Genomic DNA, 18,720 nt, shown 5'->3' on the forward strand with positions numbered 1-18,720 from the left:
CGAGTTATGCCGGTGATTGGCGCAATATCTCCCGCGCGCGCGGCGTAAGCCGTTCTACGGCCGCCGCATGAATGCCAGGTGCGGCGCACAGCAACCCGAAGGCGGTGGGCTGCGGCCGATTGTAGCGCAACGGATCGCCCAAAGCATCGGTCACAACGCCGCCCGCTTCCTGCACGATCAGCGCGGCCGCCGCGACATCCCATTCGTTGCCCCAGCGCACCGTGGCGACCAGATCGGCTTCGTCGGCGGCGACCATCGCCATGCGGAGCGCGATGCTGTTGGGCTTGTCCACCGTCACCAGATCGCGGTCGATGCGCGGCAATTGATCGGCGGGCACCCGTGCACCGGGCAGTGTATCGCGCGATCCAGCGCGCAACGACTGGCCGTTCCGGGTCGCGCCCTTGCCCCGCTGCGCCACCCACAATTCGTTGCGTGCGGGTGCGGCAAGGATGCCGAGCGTAACCGCGCCATTATCCACCAAGGCGACCGACACCGACCAGCCCGGTCGACCGCGCAGATAGTCGCGTGTCCCGTCGATCGGATCGACGACCCAGACGCGCGGGACGCCCAGCCGGTGCACCGTGTCCGCCGTTTCCTCCGACAGCCAGCCGGCCTCCGGGTCGATGGCTGACAGCCGCTCGCGCAGCATGACGTCGACCGCCAGATCGGCTTCGCACACCGGATGGCCCGGCACCTTTTCCCACTGGCGCACGCGCGTGTCGCCACCGGCCCAAAGAGTCAGCGCATGGTCAGCCGCATCCGCGACGGCGGATAGCACCGCCCTCAAGGCGGCGTCATCCCCCGGCAACGGTCATCCCATCGACGCGCAGCGTGGGCACGTTCATGGCATAGCGGAAATGCAGGTCGCTCGCGGGTGTCAGCGCGCGGAACATATCCTTCAAATTGCTGGCGATGGTGATTTCGGACACGGCATGCGCCACCGCGCCATTTTCGATCAGGAACCCCGCCGCCCCCCGGCTATAGTCGCCGGTGACGGCGTTGACGCCCATGCCGATCAGTTCGGTGACATACAGGCCGCGCTTCACGTCCGCCATCAGGTCGCCCGGCGATATCTCGCCCGCTTCCATATGGACGTTGGTGATGCTGGCCCCTGGCGCGCCGCTGCCGCCGCGGCTGGCATGGCCGGTGGGTTCCAGCCCCAGTTGGCGCGCCGAAGCGCTGTCCATCAGCCATCCGGTCAGCACGCCCTTGTCGATCAATGCCCGCGGCGCCACTGGCAGGCCTTCGCCGTCGAACGGACGCGACCGCATCCCGCGCAGCAGCAACGGATCGTCGATGATGGTGATGCCTGCATCGAACAGCGCCGCGCCCAGCGAATCCAGCAGGAAGCTGGACCGGCGCGCGATCGCCGGGCCGACGATCCCGCCGATCAGATGGCCAATCAGGCTGGAGCCGATACGCGGATCGAAGATCACCGGCATGACGCCGCTCTCGACCTTCACGGGATTGAGCCGCGCGACGGCCCGCTGGCCGGCGCGGATACCGACCGCTTCGGCATCGTCCAGATCTTCCAGATGGCGGACGCTATGGCTGGCATGGTCGCGCTGCATATCCGCGCCCGTACCCGCCAGGACGCTGGCCCACGTCGAATGGCTGGTCCCGGCATAGGCGCCGACAAAGCCGTGACTGGTCGCCAGCGCCACCTGGCTGCGGCCGTTCGCCGCGCCACCGCCTTCGCTGTTCGTGATGCCGGGTACGCTGCGCGCGGCTTCTTCCGCGATCAGCGCCCTTTCCCGCAGAGCGGCGGGTTCTGGTTCCTCCGTGTCGGTCAGGTCCAGCGCTGGCGGCCGCTTCCGGAGCAACCGCTCCTCCGGCGCCAGCCCCGCATAGGGGTCTTCGGGCGCTTCACGTGCCATGGCGATGCAGCGATCGACCAGAGTGGACAAAGTCGCGGGGTTCATATCCGACGCGGAAATGCTGGCGGACCGCTGGCCGATGAAGACGCGCAGGCCGATCTCTTCGCCCTCTGACCGCTCGACATCCTCCAGCGCGCCCAACCGCACGGACACGTTGGTCGAAGCATTGCAGGCATAGATGGCATCGGCGGCATCCGCCCCGGCCTTGCGCGCCGCGCCGACCAGATCCTGCGCGCGCGATTGGGCTTCTTCTAGGCTGAGCATGGAGGGGAAAGGGTCCTCAAAAAATCAAGAAGGTGGGGAAGGGTGGCCTTACGCGCTTGTGCCCTATGGGGCAACGCCCGCCAGCCAATGGTCGAGCAGGTGCCAGGCGACGGCCATCGTGGGTGGCGCAAGGAAGCGTGCACCCGGATCGCCCGCCATCGCCGCGCGTGCCTGCTGCGCGTCGCACCAGAAGGCATCTTCTATCTCGGTTCGATCAAGCGTCAGCGCGTCGTCCCGCGCTTCTGCGACGCAGGCGATCATCAGGGAGGACGGGAAGGGCCAGGGCTGGCTCATCACATAGCGGACATTATGGACGCGCACGCCAGCCTCCTCGAACAGTTCGCGCGCCACGGCTTCCTCGATCGTCTCGCCCGGCTCGACAAAGCCTGCCAGCGCCGAATAGCGGCCGGGTGGCCAGGCATGCTGGCGTCCCAGCAATATGCGTCCGCGATGTTCGGCCAGCATGATGACGACCGGGTCGGTGCGTGGGAAATGCTCGGCGGTGCAGGCACCACATTTGCGCGACCATCCTGCCTTTTCCGGCTGCGTCGCGCCACCGCAGACCGAACAATAGCGATGGCGGGCATGCCAATGGACCAAGCTGCGCGCCGTGCCGTACATGGCGACCTCCTCGTTCGGCACCAGCCCGGCGATGGCGCGGCTGCGGGGGGTCGGGACCATATTGGGGCCAAGGTCGGTGATGAGCCGCGCGAAGATCGGCCGCTTGTCCAGATCGACGCCCAGCAGCACATGATCCGCGACCCGCGCTTCCGGTTTCAGCGGTTCCAGCAGCAGATGCCCGTCCACCTCCACCGGCTCCAGCCCGTCCAGCACCAGCAGGCGCGCGGCCGGATCGGCGAACGTGTCCGCCAACAGCGCCGGGTTCGTGCGGATATGATCGACCCGGTCGAGATGGCTTCCGACGAAGCCTGGCACCACAGCCTTGGTGGGATCAGTCCCGTGCATCGCCTTTCCTCTCCTTCTTCACCGCGTCGGCCGCCCGGGCGAACAATGTCGGCAGTCCCGCCGCACCGATCCGGTCGACAGGCCACCATTCGCCCGCACCCTCCGGCGTAGCGTTCGGTCCCACATGGGCATGGTGGACCCGCAGCGCCAGTGAGAAATGAGTGAAGACATGGGCGACCGGCTCATCGATGCGCGTCCAGGCGGCGGGGACAGGCGGCGTCGGGTCGGGCGCGTCGCCCCAGTCGGAACTGGGCAGCGCCCGCATCCCGCCCAGCAAGCCCTTGTCGGGGCGGCGGACCAGCCAGACATGCCCGTCCCGCTCGATCCACCAGCAATGGCCGGTCCGGTGTGGGCGCGCTTTCTTCGGGGCCTTGACCGGGAAAGCGGCCGGATCGGCGGTCAGGACGGCGGCGCAATCCTCCCGCAAGGGGCAGATGCCGCAAGCCGGATTGCGGGCGGTGCAGATGGTCGCGCCCAGATCCATCATCGCCTGCGCGAAATCCCCGGCGCGGGTGTCCGGGGTGATGCGATCGGCAGCGGCGCGAATCGCGGCGCGCGCGGCGGGCAGAGGGATGGCGATCGCGAACAGGCGCGCCACCACCCGCTCGACATTGGCGTCCACCACCACGGCACGCTGTCCAAAGGCGATCGCGGCGACGGCAGCGGCGGTATAGGCGCCCACGCCCGGCAGCGCGCGCAGCCCGTCCTCCGTATCCGGGAAGACGCCGCCATGCTCGCCCGCCACCGCCCGCGCGCAGGCCAGCAGGTTGCGGGCGCGGGCATAATAGCCAAGCCCGGCCCAGGCGGCCATCAGGTCGGCGTCTTCGCTTGCGGCCAGATCCTCGACCGTGGGCCAGCGCGCCAGGAATTTCGCATAATAGGGACCAACGGCCGCCACCGTTGTCTGCTGCAACATCACTTCGGACAGCCAGACCCGATAGGGATCGGCGGCATTGCTGCCCGGTGGCGCGCGCCAGGGCAGGCGGCGGGCATGCATGTCGTAATGGGCCAGCAGGTCGCCCGCTATTTTTATGTCTCTACCCTCGACGCGCATGGCGACCCTATGCCATTAAGCGCGTCATGACGGAACGCCCGGCCACCCCTAAATTGAAGATTCGCGCCATCGCGCCTGCCGAACGTCCCCGGACGGGCGCGCCGCGTGCCATCGCCGACCTGATGCCGGACATCGGTCGCGCTGCGTTCCGCAAGTTCGGCTTCGTCCAATCCAGCATCGTCACCCGCTGGGCGGAGATTGCAGGCGCGCACTACGCGGCCATTTCCGCGCCCGAATCGATCCGCTTCCCTGTGGGGCAAAAGGCTGGCGGCACGCTGCAACTTACGGTTCTAAGCGGTCATGGGCCGATGGTGCAGCATATGCTGCCCGACATCGTCGAACGGGTGAACCGCTTCTTCGGCTACGCCGCCGTGTCGAAGGTCGCGATCCGCCAGGGCGATATCATGCCCGCCAAGGCCGAACGCCGCCCGCCGCCGCGCAACCTGAAACCCATTCCGGTCGAGCTGGGCAATTCGCTGCGCGATATCGGCGACCCCGAACTGCGCGCCGTGCTGGAATCGCTGGCGCAGGGCCTTGCCAACAGCAGCGGTTTGCCCAAGATCAACTGAGATGTTCGGCAGCGGTTCAGCCGGACCATTTTACGGATCTGTCCTCATGAAGAAATTGCTCCTGCCGCTCGCCTTGCTTGCCGTTCCCGCCGCGCTGGTCGCCGCGCCCGCCGCCAACTGGGTGAACCGGATCATGATCTCGCCGATCGGCGGGCATCTGCTGGGCAATCCCGCTGCGCCGACCAAGCTGGTGGAATATGTCAGCTACACCTGTTCCCACTGCGCCCATTTCGTAGGCGAAGCGAGCGCGCCGCTGAAAGCGGACTATGTGAAGGGTGGCAAGGTCAGCGTCGAAGTTCGCAATGCGGTCCGCGACAAATATGACCTGACCGCCGCGCTGCTCGCCCGTTGCGGCGGGCCTGCCCGCTTCATGGGCAATCATGAGGCGCTGTTCGCCAACCAGACCGCCTGGATGCCGCAGATCGAAGCCTATGACGGCAGCGCGGCAAAACCCGCCGACCAGATTCCTGCGCTCAAGGATATCGGGCAGAAGACCGGCCTCTATGCGCTGATGAACAAGCGCGGCTTCACCAATGCCCAACTCGATGCCTGTGTCGCCAATCCAGCGTCGATGAAGCAGATCCTCGCCATGACGGACGACGCCTGGAACAAGGTGAAGATTACCGGCACGCCGGGCTTCGTCGTCAACGGCAAGCTGGTGGAAGGATCGAGCTGGCCGATCCTTCAGGCCGCATTGCCCGCGCCCGCGCGCTGATCTAAAACCCCTTTCATACACGCCATCATCGGAGCCTTGCCCGTCGTGAAAGCCCTGACTCTTGCCACCTTGCCCGTCATCGCCGCCATTGCCTTCAGCCTGACCCTCGCCGCCTGTGGCAAGAGCGAGGAAGGCGCCAAGCCGACCGGCGAACCCGTTGCCGCCGTTGCAGCGCCAGCGGGAACCAGCTGGTCCGAAACCATCGCCGATACGCCAGAAGGCTATTTCGTCATGGGCAATCCTTCGGCCAAGGTGAAGCTGGTCGAATATGGCTCCTACACGTGCAGCCATTGCAAGGACTTCTCCGCCGAAGCATCGGAAGAGATCAAGAAGCTGGTCGATACCGGCAAGATGAGCTTCGAATTCCGTACGTATGTGCGCGATCCCATCGACCTGACCACGGCGCTGCTGGCCCGCTGCGGTGGCAAGGACATCTTCTATCCCTTGTCCGAACAGTTTTTTGCCAATCAGGCGGCGATGTTCGAAAAGGTTCAGGGCAATGAAGCAGCCCTGCAGGGCGTGGAAAAGCTGCCCCCGGCCCAGCGCCCCGGCGCGATCGCACAGGTTGCGGGCCTGATCGAATATGCGCAGCAGCGTGGCATTTCCGCCGATCAGGCCAAACAGTGTCTGGCCGATACCGCCTCGGCCGAACGACTGGCCAAGGGTGTCGAGGCTGCCAACAGCCAGTATCAGATCAGCGGCACGCCCAGCTTCCTGATCAATGGCGTCCTGGTCGACAATGTCGCCAACTGGGCTCTGCTCCAGCCCAAGCTCAAGGAAGCGGGACTCTGATTGGGCCACAGGAGCGGACAGACTCGGGGCGGACAGGCGCGCAGGCATAGACAGGCCGGGACGGCATATCGTCCCGGCATCATATCATGCAGATAAAGCGGCTCAAACTTTCCGGCTTCAAGAGCTTCGTCGACCCGACGGAATTGCGGATCGAGCCGGGCCTGACCGGCATCGTCGGTCCCAACGGGTGCGGCAAGTCCAACCTGCTCGAAGCGATCCGCTGGGTCATGGGCGAATCCAGTGCCAGATCCATGCGCGGCGGCGGCATGGAGGATGTGATCTTTGCCGGCACCGCCACCCGGCCGCAGCGCGATTTTGCCGAAGTCTCGCTGCTGACCATCCAGGAACAGGGCGAATTATTCAACGCCGTCGATGTCGGCGCGGACGGCGAACTGGAAGTCACCCGCCGGATCGAGCGTGGCGCGGGCAGCGCCTATCGGGCCAATGGCAAGGATGTGCGGGCGAAGGACGTCGCGCTGGTCTTCGCCGACGCCGCCACCGGGCCGCACAGTCCCGCGCTGGTCAGCCAGGGCCGCATCGCCGCCGTCATCGCCGCGCGCCCGCAGGAACGGCGCGCCATGCTGGAGGAAGCGGCGGGCATTGCGGGGCTTCATGTCCGGCGCAAGGACGCCGAACAGAAATTGCGCGCGGCCGAAGGCAATCTGGCGCGGCTGGACGAGATATTGCTCGACATGGACGCGCGCGCCAACGCCCTGCGGCGGCAGGCGAAGGCGGCCGAACGCTATATCCGCCTGTCCGACCAGATCCGGGTTGCGGAAGGGCGCGCGCTCTTCGCCCGCTGGCGTGAACTGAGTGCCAGCGCCGAGGCAGCGCGGGCCGAGGCCAAACAAGCGGACACAGCCGTATCGCATGCGCAGGAAGGGCAATTGGCCGCCGCCGCCCATGCCCAGGCGGCGGTCGCTCTGCTGGCCGAGCGGCGCGCCGTCGCGCAGGCGGCGCGGGACGAGGCCAATGAAGCGGGCCACCGCCTTGCCGCCCTGCGCACCGAGCGGGAATCGGTCGTCCGCCGCCTGGCCGACATCGCGCAGCAGGCGGCCCGGCTGGAGGAAGATCGCGCGCGCGAAGGCACGCTGGCCAATGACGCGGCCGACGCCATCGCCCGGCTGACGGGGGAGATTGCGACGCTCAAGGCGCGCATCGCCGACACGGAAAAGCTGCGTCCCGCTTTTGCCACGCGCATTGCCGCGGCCGAGGATGCCGCGCGCGACGCCGAACTGGACCTGGCGCGCGCGATGGCCAAACAGGCGGCCGAGCAGGCCGAACTGCGCGTGGCGGAGGCCGCGCTGGCCGCTGCCCGCAATAGGCTCGACCGGGCGGAGCGGGATGTGACGCGTCTCGCCGCGGAGGCCGCCAGCCTTCCGGATGCCAGGCCAGTGGAGGCGCAGCGTGACGCGGCCCTTGCCGACCAGGCGCAGGCCAAGGCGGACCGGGACGCCGCCGAAACCATGATCCAATCTGCCGACACGGATCGGCAGGCCGCCGCAGAGGCGCGCGCCACCGCCGAAGCCGCGCTGGCCGCCGCTCGCGCCGCGCTCGCCGCACTCGATAGCGAGGCGGCGGCGCTCCGACGCGCGGTGGACATGGGGGCGGGCAACCGGACCCGCATGCTCGATCAGCTCAAGGCCGTGCCGGGCTATGAGCGCGCGCTGGCCGCGGCGCTGGGTGACGATCTGGAGGCGGCGGTCGGGCAGGATGGCAAGCGGCGCTGGACGGGGGCCGATCCGCTGGCCGACGACCCGGCCTTGCCTGCGGGTGCGACGCCCTTGGCCGCTCATGTCGTCGCGCCGCTGGAGCTGGCGCGTCGGCTGGCGCAAATCGCGGTGGCGGAAAAGGACGAGGGTCAGGCGCTTGCGGTCGGGCAGCGCCTCGTCACGCTGGACGGCCAGTTGCGCCGCTGGGACGGTTATGTCGCGACGGAGGGCGGCGCGGCGGCGGCCGAGCGGCTGATCCGCCGCAACCGGCTGGACGCGATCGTGACGGCTCGCCCTGCGGCGCTAGCAGAGGTCGAACAGGCCGCCGCCGCGCAGGAACAGGCCAAGGCCCGCGAACAGGCCGCCGCTCAGGCACTCAGCCATGGCCGCACCGCCCTGTCCCAGGCCGACCAGCGCCTGCGCGCTGCGCTGCGTGCCGCCGACGAGGCGACGACCGCGCTCGAACGGCTGGCCGGTCGGCGCGAGGCGATCGAAGAGCGGCTCGCCGAAGCGCGGCGCGACCAGGATGGCGCGCAGGCCGAACATCACAAGGCGCAATCCGCGCGGACGGCCGTCCCCGACGGGGCCGATACGCGGGCGCAGGTCGCCGCGCTGTCGCAGGCGAGCGAGCAGGCCCGCAGCGCCGTCGGCCAGTTGCAGGCCGATCAGGCGCTGGCCGACCGCATCCTCTCGACCGATCGCGAGCGGCAGGCGGCGGCCGATGCGGAAAGCAAGGGCTGGCGCGCGCGCGCTGGCGAGGCGGCGAAGCGGATCGCCGCCATGGTCGCGCGCGCCGGAGAGATCGCCGACGAACGCGCGCTGATCGAAACGCAGCCCGAGGCGCTGGCACAAGCCATTGCCGATCTGGGCGATCAGGGTGCGACCCTGGCTGCGGCCGCCGAACAGGCGCGTCGCGACGAGCAGGAGGCCGACGTCGCGCTGCGCGCGGCCGAAGCGCGCGCTGCCCAGGCGGGTGAAGCGCTGGCCTCCGCCCGCGAGGCGCGCGCCACTGCCCTTGCCCGGGTCGAGGCGGCCGACGAACGGCGGATCGAGACGAACCGGCTGTCGGGCGAGCGGTTCGAATGCCCGCCGCCGGTGCTGCCCGAAAAGCTGGGTTTTTCCAGCGCCGACATGCGCATCGCGCAGACCGAGCAGGCCGAGCATGACCGGTTCCACGCCGAACGCGAACGGATCGGTCCGGTCAATCTGGTCGCCGCGCAGGAGCTCGCGGAACTGGAAGCCATACAGGCGACCAGCCGCGCGGAAAGCCAGGAGCTGACCCAGGCGATCCACCGGCTGCGCGGTTCGATCGGCAGCCTGAACCGGGAGGGCCGCCAGCGCCTGCTCGCCGCGTTCGAAGCGGTGGACGGCCATTTCCGGCGTCTCTTCACGACCTTGTTCAATGGCGGGCAGGCGCATCTGGAACTGATCGACAGCGACGATCCGCTGGAGGCCGGGCTGGAGATCATGGCCCAGCCGCCGGGCAAGAAGCTGGCCGCGCTCACACTCCTGTCAGGCGGCGAGCAGGCCTTGACGGCCGTGGCGCTGATCTTTGGCCTGTTCCTGACCAATCCCGCGCCGATCTGCGTGCTGGACGAGGTCGACGCGCCGCTGGACGACGCCAATGTCGAGCGCTTCTGCGACCTGCTCGACGCGATGGTGGCGCAGACGAACACGCGCTATCTGATCGTCACCCATAATGCCGTCAGCATGGCGCGGATGCATCGGCTGTTCGGCGTGACCATGGTGGAGCAGGGCGTCAGTCGGCTCGTGTCGGTCAATCTGCAAAGCGCCGAGGCGTTGCTGGCGGCCGAGTAGCCAGCCTTGCCGTCATGGCGTGACGCAGGCTGACGGGAAGAATGCGTCTGATCGCATAGTCGAAGGGTAGTGCGGTACGGTCATCCAAGGGTCGTTTGCGCGTGTGGGACTGGACCCGGCCTGCGCCGGGGAACCGCGATCATGAGTCAGCATCCTGGCATCACGCTATTCATACCAGAATGCGATGATGCTGACCCATAAGGCAGCTCCCCGGCGAAGGCCGGGGTCCAGCTCTGAGCGCGGGACTGGGCCCCGGCCTTCGCCGGGGAACAACTGGCTATAGGTCCCTTATCAATGCAAATTGGTATAGCAGGTCTGCCGGACGGGGCTAAAGAGACAGTTGCACCCTTAACTTCGCACATTTCCCGCTTGTTTTGACATAAAATTGCGTGTGGCTGATCCTATCGGAAAGGCTGGGCCTGTGATTATAAGTCCCTCGCTGCCGATAGGACAGGGCGTCAGCCGCGCCCGAACCAGCCCTTCATCCGGCGGAACAGGCCGCGTTCGCTGACCGGTTCGAACATCTCTTCGGGGCCTTCGGGGTCGAGCACTTCATTGTCGGCCAGCCATAGCTGCACGTCGTTCAGGTTGGGCGTCACATAGGGACGCAAGGTCCGCCCCGGCTTCTGTCGCAATTCCTCGATCGCGGCGACCAGCCCGCGTTCGGCGATGACCGTCGCCACCCGCTCGGCCGGCAGGTCGAGATGCTCGGCGATCAGGTCGTGGCGTATCTTCACGATCGTGTCCTGCCACCCGTCATTGCCGGGCAGCGTCGTGTCGATACAGATGTCGCATTCGGTGTCCAGCCGCATCGAGCGGTTGTTCATGTTGGACGACCCGACCCGGATCAGCCGGTCGTCCACGATCAATATCTTGGCATGAACGTAGATCGGCGCGCCGCGCTGGGTGAAGGGGTGATAGATGCGGAAGCGGCCATGGGTGTCGCGCGCCTTGAGCGCTTCGTACAGCCGGGCGCGGGCCGTATCCATCGCCTGCTGTTCCAGCCAGCCATCGGCCTGTTCGGGATTGACGATGACGATGTCGGGGCCATCGGCTTCGTCCAGCCGTTTGGCGATCGCTTCGGCGATCCGGCGCGATGCGAAATATTGGCTTTCGGCATAGATGTGCCGCTTGGCTGCGGCGATCTGGCGCAGATAGAGCTGCTCGATTTCCGTGAAGCCCTCCTGATCGTCCATCTTGGGCGCGGAGCGGGCGATGGCGACATCGACCCCTTCGAACTGCACCGGCAACTTGTCGGGCCAGCAATCGGCGACACCCTCGACCGGTTCGAGCGGATCGCCGCCCGCGCCGACCCAGCGGTTGCGCGCATGTTCGCCCAGCGCCGCCGCGACCGGCCCGGCGAGCGCCGTCGTCGCGTCGTGCCAAGGGCCATAGGGCGATCCATCGGGGTGAAGTCGGCCCGGTTCTTCGTCGCGATGATGACGCGTGTCCCACCGGTCCCCAGTCATGTCGATGCCGCCGCAGAAGGCGAAGCAATCGTCGATCACCACGATCTTCTGGTGGTGCGACGCGGCGGGCGGATGATGGCCGTCCAGCTTCACCGTGATGCGCGGATGCGCCATCCAGCGCAGGGTGGTGACGAGGTGCGACGGGCGCGCCATCGCCTTGATCGCGCCGACGTCCCAGCGCAGCAGGAAAATCTCCAGTTCGGGCGTCCGTTCGACCAGCCAGGTGATGAAGTCGCCGATCACCGCTGGGGCACCGTCCTTCGCCTCATCCTCACGGATCAGGCTGATCGCCGGATCGAAATCCCAGCCGATCAGCATGATGCGGCGCCTGGCCTTCATCATCGCGGCGCGGGCCTGACGGAAATAGGCATCGGCGTCGATGATGACGCTGGCCCGGTCGGCGCGGGCGATGCGCCAGCAATCTTCGCCCGGTTGCGGTGTCAAAGCGCAGCGCTCCCGACGACGAGGCATCCTAGAAACATCAGCAATCCCGAAAAGCGGTTGGAACGAAATTTGACGAGCGGGTCGACGCCGTCTTCCTTGAGCGTCGCCACCTGCCACAGCAGATGCGCCGTCATGGGCACCAGCGCGGCCAGCGCCAGCATCTGGGGACGGACTTGCCAGATCGCGCAGGCCCAGAGCGCCAGCGCCAGCATATAACAGAGCGTCACGCCGCCCCGAACATGCCGCCCCATCGACAGCGCGCTGGACCCAATGCCGATCAGCGCGTCATCCTCCCGGTCCTGCAGCGCATAGATGGTGTCATAGCCCACGACCCAGAAGATCGTGCCTGCGTAAAGCAGCAGGCCGGGCAGGGTGAGCGCGCCTGCGACTTCGCTCCACCCCACCAGCGCGGCCCAGGAAAAGACGAGGCCGAGCCAGATCTGCGGCCATCCGGTGATCCGTTTCATGAAGGGATAGGCGGCGACCAGCGCCAGGCTGCCCAGCGCCACGACCTGCGCATAGAGGCTGAGTTGCAGCAGCACGATCAGGCCGATGAGGCAGAGCGCCAGCAGCCAGATCCATGCGGCCTTGACCGACATCGCCCCGCTTGCCAGCGGCCGGGTCGCGGTGCGGGCGACCTTCCGGTCCAGGTCGCGATCGACGATATCGTTGAATACGCAGCCCGCGCCGCGCATCGCGATGCTGCCCAGCAGCAGCCAGGCGATCAGCGGCCAGCGCGCGAAACCGCCGCCAGCCAGCGCCACGCCCCAAGCGCCGGGCCAGAAGAGCAGCCACCAGCCGATCGGCCGATCGAACCGGGCCAGTTGCGCCAAGGTGCGCGGTGTGTCCGGCAACCGCGCCAGCAGACCGCGCGCTTCGCTGTCGGGGACGATCGTCTGATTCACCGTGACTCCATTCGCATGAGCTTGTGGAAGCCCGTATCTTCTCTTTAGGGAAGAACGGGCCGACCACAAGCGCGGCCGAACCGGAAGAGACAAAATGACCGCAACACCCGCCTGGCCGCCGCAAAGCGCGCCGCGACTCCATGTCGAAACCCAGTTGGGGGAGGGGGTCGTGGTGCCGATCGACGGCAATCCGGCCCATTATCTGATCAGCGTCATGCGGGTGAAGCCCGACGACATCGTCCTGCTGTTCGACGGCCGATCGGGCGAATGGGCGGCGCGCGCGCGCGACATCCGCAAGCGCGACCTGGTGCTGGACTGTATCAGCCAGACCAAACCGCCAGAACATGTGCCCGATTTCTGGCTGTGCTGCGCGCCGATCAAAAAGGGGCGGATCGACCTGATCGCGGAGAAGGCGTGCGAACTGGGCGTAGCGCGGCTCCAGCCGGTGCTCACCCGCCGCGCAGTGGTGGACAAGCTGAACCTCGACCGGCTGCACAGCCATCTGGTCGAAGCGGCGGAGCAATGCGGGCGCACCGCGCTGCCCGAACTCGCCGACATGGTGAAGCTCGACGCCTTGTTGAAAGGGTGGCCGACCGATCGGCATCTGTTCTTCGCGGACGAAACTGGCGGCGCGTCGCTGGAACAAAGCCTGCGCGCCCATAGGGGGCCTGCCGCATTTCTGGTCGGACCTGAAGGCGGATTCGATCCCGCCGAGCGCGACGCGATCCGCGCCACGCCCGGCGCCGTACCGGTGTCGCTGGGTCCGCGCATCCTGCGCGCGGAGACCGCTGCGATCGCGGCGACGTCTGCCTGGATGACGATCAATGGCGACTGGAAATAGTTTCATTCCGCTATTGGATTGAAGCGCTTAAGGCCAAGCCCTATGTGGCGATCGCCCGACTTTGTTTGACGGGCGAAGGGGAAGCAGTAAGGGCGGGGTATGAGCACTAGAACCGACTCCGGGGATCATGATCCCGTCATCGAAAACCGCGACCAGCTGATCGCGGCCTTTGCCAAGGGCGAAAAGCCCAAGGATCGTTGGCGGATCGGCACCGAGCATGAGAAATTCGTCTATAATCGCCGCGATCATCACGCCCCGTCCTATGAGGAAAAGGGCGGCATCCACACGCTGCTGATCGGCCTCACCCGTTATGGCTGGAACCCGGTGTTCGAGGGTGAGAATATCATCGCCCTGTCCGGCGTCGACGGCACGATCAGCCTGGAACCGGCGGGGCAGCTGGAACTGTCGGGTGCGCCGCTGGAAAATCTGCACCAGACCTGCGCCGAGACCGGCCGCCATCTGGAACAGGTGAAATATGTCGGCGACATGCTGGGCCTGGGCTTCCTGGGCCTTGGCATGTGGCCGGACAAGACGCGCGCCGAATTGCCGATCATGCCCAAGGGCCGCTATGAGATCATGCTGCGGCACATGCCGCGCGTGGGGTCCATGGGGCTGGACATGATGCTGCGCACCTGCACCATCCAGACGAACCTCGACTATGGCAGCGAGGCGGACATGGCGCAGAAGTTCCGCGTGAGCCTGGCGCTGCAACCGCTGGCGACCGCGCTGTTCGCCAATTCGCCCTTTACCGAAGGGAAGCCCAACGGCTTCCTGTCCTATCGCAGCCATATCTGGTCGGACACCGATCCCGGGCGTACGGGCATGCTGCCCTTCGTGTTCGAGGATGGGTTCGGCTATGAGCGCTATGCCGACTATGCGCTCGATGTGCCGATGTATTTCGTCTATCGCGACGGCAAATATATCGACGCGGCGGGCCATAGTTTCCGCGATTTCCTGGATGGCAGGCTGGCCGTCCTGCCGGGCGAAAAGCCGACCGAGAAGGATTGGGAGGATCATCTGTCCACCGCCTTTCCCGAAGTGCGAATGAAGAGCTTCCTGGAAATGCGCGGCGCCGATGGCGGGCCGTGGAACCGGATCTGCGCGCTGCCGGCGCTGTGGGTCGGTTTGCTGTACGACCAAGGTGCGCTCGACGCGGCGTGGGATGTGGTCAAGGACTGGACCATGGAGGAACGGCAGATCCTGCGCGATAGCGTGCCGAAGCTGGGCCTCGACGCGCCGATCGGCGGTGGGCGCACATTGCGCGACATTGCGGGGCAGGTGGTCGATATCGCGCGGTCCGGGTTGGCCGCGCGCGCCCGGCTCAACGGCGCGGGCGACAATGAAACCGGCTATCTGTCGTTCCTCGACGATGTCGTCGCATCCGGCAAGACCAACGCCGAGCGACTGCTCGAACGCTATCATGGGGAATGGCAGGGCGACCTCAGCCGGGTTTACGGGGAAGAGAGTTTTTAAGCGACGCGGTTTTCCGGCGTTACGGCGGAACTGGACTCCGGCCTTCGCCGAAGCACGTTATGCTATTCCGCCGGGAGCGTCGTGACGACCGTCGTTTCGCGCGTCTTGCCCGTCACCCAGGCGAAGAAGCGCGGCACTGGCGCGTTACGCTCCATCCAGTCGCTATAGGCGCGATAGCCCGGGTCGGCGGACAGATGCTTTTCCTCCGTCTTCGCGCGCCAGTAATAGACGGCGTTGGTCAGGGCCAGCATGGCGCAGTTGCGCACCATGTCGGTCAGCGATCCACTGACGGCGAGGAAAGGCAGCGCTGAAAACCACCAGAAGAGATTCTTCGCCAGATAGGCCGGGTGACGCGTCCAGCGATAGGGACCATGGGTCAATATGCCGCGATGGGTGAGATTGGAAAAGCGCAGGCCGAACACCACCGTCGCCCAGGCGTAAAGGCCCGTCAGCAGCACGAGCCACCCGCCCAGCAGCCATTGCAGCACGGGCTGCCCCTGGGTCCAGTAATCCCATTCCGCGCCGCCCGCATGATAATCGAGCGGGCCGCCGCCCCCCATCAGCACGAAGGGGGGATAGCAGATCAGCGCCGCCAGCCAGCCGCTTAAGTAGGGGTTGGCGGTCCTGATATGCGAATCGAGCGGCTTGAAGGTCAGCATATAGCCGACCGTCGCCAGACAGACGTCGATCATGAACATGACCGCGATCAGGAATCCGGCCAGCGCCACCGGATTGTCCAACGCATCCTCGATCCGCCATTCGACCACGCTGGCGAAATTGCCCGGCACGATCGACACCATGAAGGCGAGGAAGAAACCCTTCACCGCCCAGGCGCGGGCATGATGCGCGACCTGGGCCATGTCCGCCTGCCCGGCCACGCCGCCGATCACCCATTGGCCGAAACTGTAGGACGCGTCCTTCGGCTCCACCAGTCGCCGGTCGATCCAGATCACATAGGGAATGGACAGGGCCAGCAGCCAGGGCGCGGCGGCCATGAACAGGTCCATGGAAAAGCGATAATTGCCTGTCCAGTACCAGCGGGCGATGCAATAGAAGATGGCGATGGCGAGCCAGGTCGCCCACAGCCCGGCGATTTTCACGATGCTGATGTCCAGCACGTCCCGCACGGTCCGTGCAGGCCCGCGCCAGTCGATGCCGGTCGACGGGTTGCGGTGGACCTTGTCCACGATCAGCGACCATAGCACCATCGGCAGACCGCAGGCGACCACGGCGGCCAGCCCCGCATTGGGACCATTCATGCCATAATGGCGCGCGACCAGCGTCCAGAGGCCAAGGCCGACCAGCCCGGCGATGCCGACACCATGGCTGACGGCCGATGGAGGGCAGGAGGATGTCGGGGGAGGGTCTGCTTGGCTCATGCCCGAAGCCCTAGCGGATAATGGTAAGCAAGCGGTGAACCGTGCCACGTCGCATCAAGGGGACGTGCTCGGCAGGCATTGGCTGGCGAGTGGTCGCTTGAATTCGGCGCAGTTCCATTGCGCCAGACCGGTGGGCGACTGCGCGCTCTTTTCAAAATGGAAGGATGCCGTTCGCCGATCCGCCGGGGACAGGGTCAGCGATTGGGGCAGGGCCATCGCGTTCGTCCATCCCCACACGTCGCAGGCGGCTTTCCCCTCGCACATCTTGTAGGCCAGTACGGCGTAGCTGCCCAGGAATGCGCCAGGTTCCAGCCGCAGGATGAACTGCCCCGATGCCGGGTCGGCCCGGCGAACGGCGCTGCCCTGCAGATCCACCGACGTGATGCCCGGCAATTCCACCTGTGCCGTGCGCTGGATGATGTCGTCGCTGCCGCCGGTCGCCTCGGTCGCGGCGACCAACTGGTCCGCTTCGTTCAGCGCCTGCATCGCGCCGTTGAAGATCTCGCCGCCCAGATATCGACCGCGAAACGCAGGCGGGCGGCCAAAGACGCCAGGTCAGCGGAAAAAGAGATGCGTTCCCACTTGCGCGATTTTTTCGAGCGATGAACTCCAATAGGGGACCACCCAGTCCGTGTGGTAATGGGTGGCAAGCCCCACGCCCCCGAAAACCGCGCTTGCCATCGCCGCATTCGCCACTGCCTTCGCGTTCAGCCAGGCGGCGAGCGGTGGCTTTCGGTTCATTGCCCCGTCACGTGTGAAGGTGAACTGGCAACCGGTCGATCGTTCCCAGCCTTGCAGGACCACACCGCACAGCGTCTTGGGGAAGGCCGGATGGCGCATGCGGTTGATGATCACCTGCGCCACGGCTGACTGCCCGACAGGGTCGTTGACCGCTTCATAATAGACGGCGGGGGCGAGGTCTTGGGCCTGCCCGAATTGATCGCGGATGGGCGCGACGGCTTGCTGGTCGAGGCTGGCGACCGGGAGGCGCTGGCAACGGCGCTGGTGCGGCTCCTCGACGACCTCGAACTGCGCCGCCGGATCGGCGAAGCGGGTCGCGATTGCATCGCCCAGGGCTATAGCGATACGGTCATCCTGCCGCAGCTCAGCGCCATCTAACGTACCCGTATCGCCGAAGCAGCATAGATTCGGGCGGCGGTGGGATTTCACGGGCATCAGCCGTTGCCGCCAGCCGTCCTCGCTGTTTCGCCTTTCGCTAGACGCAGGACCGCATATCCCAACACGCCCGACAGCAGCGATCCGGCGACGATGCCGATCTTGGCCTCCGCCTGGAGGGTCGGGTCGCCTGCGAAAGCGAGCAGCGTGATGAACAGGCTCATCGTAAAACCGATGCCGCATAGAAGGGCGGTTCCGGCCATCTGCATCCGGCTGGCATGCGCGGGCATATCTGCGATCCCCAGTCGGATCGCGAGCATCGATGTGCCGAATACGCCGACGACTTTCCCGGCCAGCAGCCCCAGACCCACGCCGATCGTGACGGGCGCGGTAAAGGCATCGGGTTGCAGGCCGATGACGCGGACACCGGCGTTGGCAAGGCCGAAGATGGGGAGGATCAGGAAGCCGACCGGCAGGTGCAGCGCATGTTCTAGGCGATGCAACGGGCTATGCTCGTTGGCATCCGGCTTGCCCGGTGTCCCTCTAAGTGGAATGGCCAAGGCCAGGATCACGCCGGCCAGCGTCGCATGAACGCCTGATCGCAGGACGAAAACCCACAATATCGACCCTATCAGCAGATAGGGGGTAAGGCGACGGACGCCCAGCCGATTGAGCGCGACCAGCAGCAATGTCACGACAGCGGCGCCGCCCAGGTCGGGCAGGGATATCTGCGCCGTATAGAAGAAGGCAATGATCACGACCGCGCCCAGATCGTCGATGATCGCAAGCGCCGTCAGGAACACGCGCAGGGATATAGGGACATGGTTGCCCAGCAACGCGATGACGCCCAATGCGAAGGCGATATCGGTCGCCGCAGGGATCGCCCAGCCGCGCGTCGTCGCGCTGCTGTTGAAGGCGAGGTAGACGAGGGCGGGCACGGCCATGCCGCCCGCCGCTGCGATTCCGGGCAATATTCGGCGGGGCCAGGAGGAGAGCTGGCCGTCCAGCACTTCGCGCTTGATCTCCAATCCGACGAGCAGAAAGAAGATGGCCATCAGGCCGTCATTCACCCAATGGTGAAGCGACAGCGGCCCGACCATGCCGTGCAGCATATGTTCGTAATGTGTCGCGGCAGGCGAATTGGCGACGATCATCGCCAGGGCCGCGGCGCCCATCAGCACCAGACCTGCCGACGCCTGTCCTTCCAGAAATTGGCGCAAGGCGCTGAGCGGTTTGGCACGTGATAAGGCCATCGGGCATACTCCGGGCAAGGGCCATATGTCGCTGGCGGCCCGACCCACGACGAAAACCTGCCCGCGCATATCA

At 66.4% G+C, this 18,720-nt stretch carries 17 protein-coding genes; 7 read left to right on the plus strand and 10 right to left on the minus strand.

The features are described from left to right. Positions 1-4: 4 nt before the first annotated feature. From U5A82_RS04840 to U5A82_RS04855, 4 genes are all read right to left on the minus strand, one after another. The gene (locus tag U5A82_RS04840) at positions 5-808 is read right to left on the minus strand and encodes an inositol monophosphatase family protein (RefSeq protein ID WP_326289106.1); all 804 of its coding nucleotides are present in this window, start codon (positions 806-808) and stop codon (positions 5-7) included. Further along, complete coding sequence (locus U5A82_RS04845) at positions 795-2,141, minus strand: TldD/PmbA family protein (RefSeq protein ID WP_326289107.1); 1,347 nt, start codon at positions 2,139-2,141, stop codon at positions 795-797. Before U5A82_RS04845 ends, U5A82_RS04840 begins: the two co-directional genes overlap by 14 nt. 63 nt (positions 2,142-2,204) lie before the next feature. After that, positions 2,205-3,107 carry an NAD(+) diphosphatase gene (nudC, locus tag U5A82_RS04850; protein WP_326289109.1) on the minus strand — a complete coding sequence of 301 codons (903 nt, stop codon included), beginning with the start codon at positions 3,105-3,107 and terminating at the stop codon, positions 2,205-2,207. Beyond that, on the minus strand, positions 3,094-4,161 hold the full coding sequence (locus U5A82_RS04855; protein ID WP_326289111.1) for an A/G-specific adenine glycosylase: 1,068 nt from the start codon (positions 4,159-4,161) through the stop codon (positions 3,094-3,096). Before U5A82_RS04855 ends, nudC begins: the two co-directional genes overlap by 14 nt. A gap of 26 nt (positions 4,162-4,187) precedes the next feature. Here U5A82_RS04855 and U5A82_RS04860 point away from each other — a divergent pair, with 26 nt between their 5' ends. From U5A82_RS04860 to smc, 4 genes are all read left to right on the plus strand, one after another. After that, positions 4,188-4,730 (plus strand): DUF721 domain-containing protein, encoded by a 543-nt coding sequence (locus U5A82_RS04860; RefSeq protein WP_326289113.1) that lies wholly within the window; start codon positions 4,188-4,190, stop codon positions 4,728-4,730. A 46-nt stretch (positions 4,731-4,776) separates the two neighbouring features. Beyond that, on the plus strand, positions 4,777-5,445 hold the full coding sequence (locus tag U5A82_RS04865) for a thioredoxin domain-containing protein (RefSeq protein ID WP_326289114.1): 669 nt from the start codon (positions 4,777-4,779) through the stop codon (positions 5,443-5,445). A 36-nt stretch (positions 5,446-5,481) separates the two neighbouring features. After that, positions 5,482-6,237, plus strand: a complete 756-nt coding sequence (locus U5A82_RS04870; protein ID WP_326289115.1) for a DsbA family protein — start codon at positions 5,482-5,484, stop codon at positions 6,235-6,237. Between the two features lie 86 nt (positions 6,238-6,323). Then, the gene (gene smc, locus U5A82_RS04875; protein WP_326289117.1) at positions 6,324-9,767 is read left to right on the plus strand and encodes a chromosome segregation protein SMC; all 3,444 of its coding nucleotides are present in this window, start codon (positions 6,324-6,326) and stop codon (positions 9,765-9,767) included. 458 nt (positions 9,768-10,225) lie between these two features. Here the strand turns inward: smc and U5A82_RS04880 are convergent, their stop codons facing one another. Continuing rightward, positions 10,226-11,680 carry a phospholipase D-like domain-containing protein gene (locus tag U5A82_RS04880; protein WP_442802154.1) on the minus strand — a complete coding sequence of 485 codons (1,455 nt, stop codon included), beginning with the start codon at positions 11,678-11,680 and terminating at the stop codon, positions 10,226-10,228. Continuing rightward, the gene (gene ubiA / locus U5A82_RS04885; RefSeq protein ID WP_326289120.1) at positions 11,677-12,585 is read right to left on the minus strand and encodes a 4-hydroxybenzoate octaprenyltransferase; all 909 of its coding nucleotides are present in this window, start codon (positions 12,583-12,585) and stop codon (positions 11,677-11,679) included. Before ubiA ends, U5A82_RS04880 begins: the two co-directional genes overlap by 4 nt. Before the next feature lie 94 nt (positions 12,586-12,679). Here ubiA and U5A82_RS04890 point away from each other — a divergent pair, with 94 nt between their 5' ends. Both U5A82_RS04890 and U5A82_RS04895 read left to right on the plus strand, forming a co-directional pair. Next, a complete protein-coding gene (locus U5A82_RS04890) occupies positions 12,680-13,426 on the plus strand; it encodes a 16S rRNA (uracil(1498)-N(3))-methyltransferase (RefSeq protein WP_326289121.1) in 747 nt (248 codons plus the stop codon). A gap of 99 nt (positions 13,427-13,525) precedes the next feature. Beyond that, positions 13,526-14,899: a glutamate--cysteine ligase gene (locus U5A82_RS04895; protein WP_326289123.1), complete on the plus strand. Its 1,374-nt coding sequence runs from the start codon at positions 13,526-13,528 to the stop codon at positions 14,897-14,899. A gap of 62 nt (positions 14,900-14,961) precedes the next feature. Here U5A82_RS04895 and U5A82_RS04900 read toward each other — a convergent pair whose 3' ends face one another. The 3 genes from U5A82_RS04900 to U5A82_RS04910 form a co-directional block, all read right to left on the minus strand. Further along, positions 14,962-16,278, minus strand: a complete 1,317-nt coding sequence (locus tag U5A82_RS04900) for a methyltransferase family protein (protein WP_326289125.1) — start codon at positions 16,276-16,278, stop codon at positions 14,962-14,964. Positions 16,279-16,332: 54 nt separating this feature from the next. Continuing rightward, positions 16,333-16,764 carry a hypothetical protein gene (locus tag U5A82_RS04905; RefSeq protein WP_326289127.1) on the minus strand — a complete coding sequence of 144 codons (432 nt, stop codon included), beginning with the start codon at positions 16,762-16,764 and terminating at the stop codon, positions 16,333-16,335. A 69-nt stretch (positions 16,765-16,833) separates the two neighbouring features. Continuing rightward, entirely contained in the window at positions 16,834-17,226 is a 393-nt protein-coding gene (locus U5A82_RS04910; protein WP_326292846.1) for a cell wall hydrolase, read from the minus strand. On the opposite strand from U5A82_RS04910, the gene U5A82_RS04915 reads away from it, so the two are divergent. Beyond that, the gene (locus U5A82_RS04915) at positions 17,200-17,397 is read left to right on the plus strand and encodes a glycosyltransferase (protein WP_326292847.1); all 198 of its coding nucleotides are present in this window, start codon (positions 17,200-17,202) and stop codon (positions 17,395-17,397) included. The genes U5A82_RS04910 and U5A82_RS04915 overlap by 27 nt on opposite strands. 56 nt (positions 17,398-17,453) lie before the next feature. On the opposite strand, the gene nhaA is transcribed toward U5A82_RS04915, so the two are convergent. Then, complete coding sequence (gene nhaA / locus U5A82_RS04920; protein WP_326289129.1) at positions 17,454-18,647, minus strand: Na+/H+ antiporter NhaA; 1,194 nt, start codon at positions 18,645-18,647, stop codon at positions 17,454-17,456. Positions 18,648-18,720 lie beyond the last annotated feature (73 nt).

It is taken from the genome of Sphingobium sp. CR2-8, assembly GCF_035818615.1.
Classification (GTDB): domain Bacteria; phylum Pseudomonadota; class Alphaproteobacteria; order Sphingomonadales; family Sphingomonadaceae; genus Sphingobium.

Bases quoted from the DNA above. Each gene is read 5' to 3' on its own strand.
- smc (WP_326289117.1), top strand. From the start codon at position 6,324: ATGCAGATAAAGCGGCTCAAACTTTCCGGCTTCAAGAGCTTCGTCGAC.
- U5A82_RS04860 (WP_326289113.1), top strand. From the start codon at position 4,188: ATGACGGAACGCCCGGCCACCCCTAAATTGAAGATTCGCGCCATCGCG.
- U5A82_RS04895 (WP_326289123.1), top strand. From the start codon at position 13,526: ATGAGCACTAGAACCGACTCCGGGGATCATGATCCCGTCATCGAAAAC.
- U5A82_RS04905 (WP_326289127.1), bottom strand. From the start codon at position 16,764: ATGCAGGCGCTGAACGAAGCGGACCAGTTGGTCGCCGCGACCGAGGCG.
- U5A82_RS04845 (WP_326289107.1), bottom strand. From the start codon at position 2,141: ATGCTCAGCCTAGAAGAAGCCCAATCGCGCGCGCAGGATCTGGTCGGC.
- U5A82_RS04855 (WP_326289111.1), bottom strand. From the start codon at position 4,161: ATGCGCGTCGAGGGTAGAGACATAAAAATAGCGGGCGACCTGCTGGCC.
- U5A82_RS04890 (WP_326289121.1), top strand. From the start codon at position 12,680: ATGACCGCAACACCCGCCTGGCCGCCGCAAAGCGCGCCGCGACTCCAT.
- nhaA (WP_326289129.1), bottom strand. From the start codon at position 18,647: ATGGCCTTATCACGTGCCAAACCGCTCAGCGCCTTGCGCCAATTTCTG.
- U5A82_RS04865 (WP_326289114.1), top strand. From the start codon at position 4,777: ATGAAGAAATTGCTCCTGCCGCTCGCCTTGCTTGCCGTTCCCGCCGCG.
- U5A82_RS04900 (WP_326289125.1), bottom strand. From the start codon at position 16,278: ATGAGCCAAGCAGACCCTCCCCCGACATCCTCCTGCCCTCCATCGGCC.
- nudC (WP_326289109.1), bottom strand. From the start codon at position 3,107: ATGCACGGGACTGATCCCACCAAGGCTGTGGTGCCAGGCTTCGTCGGA.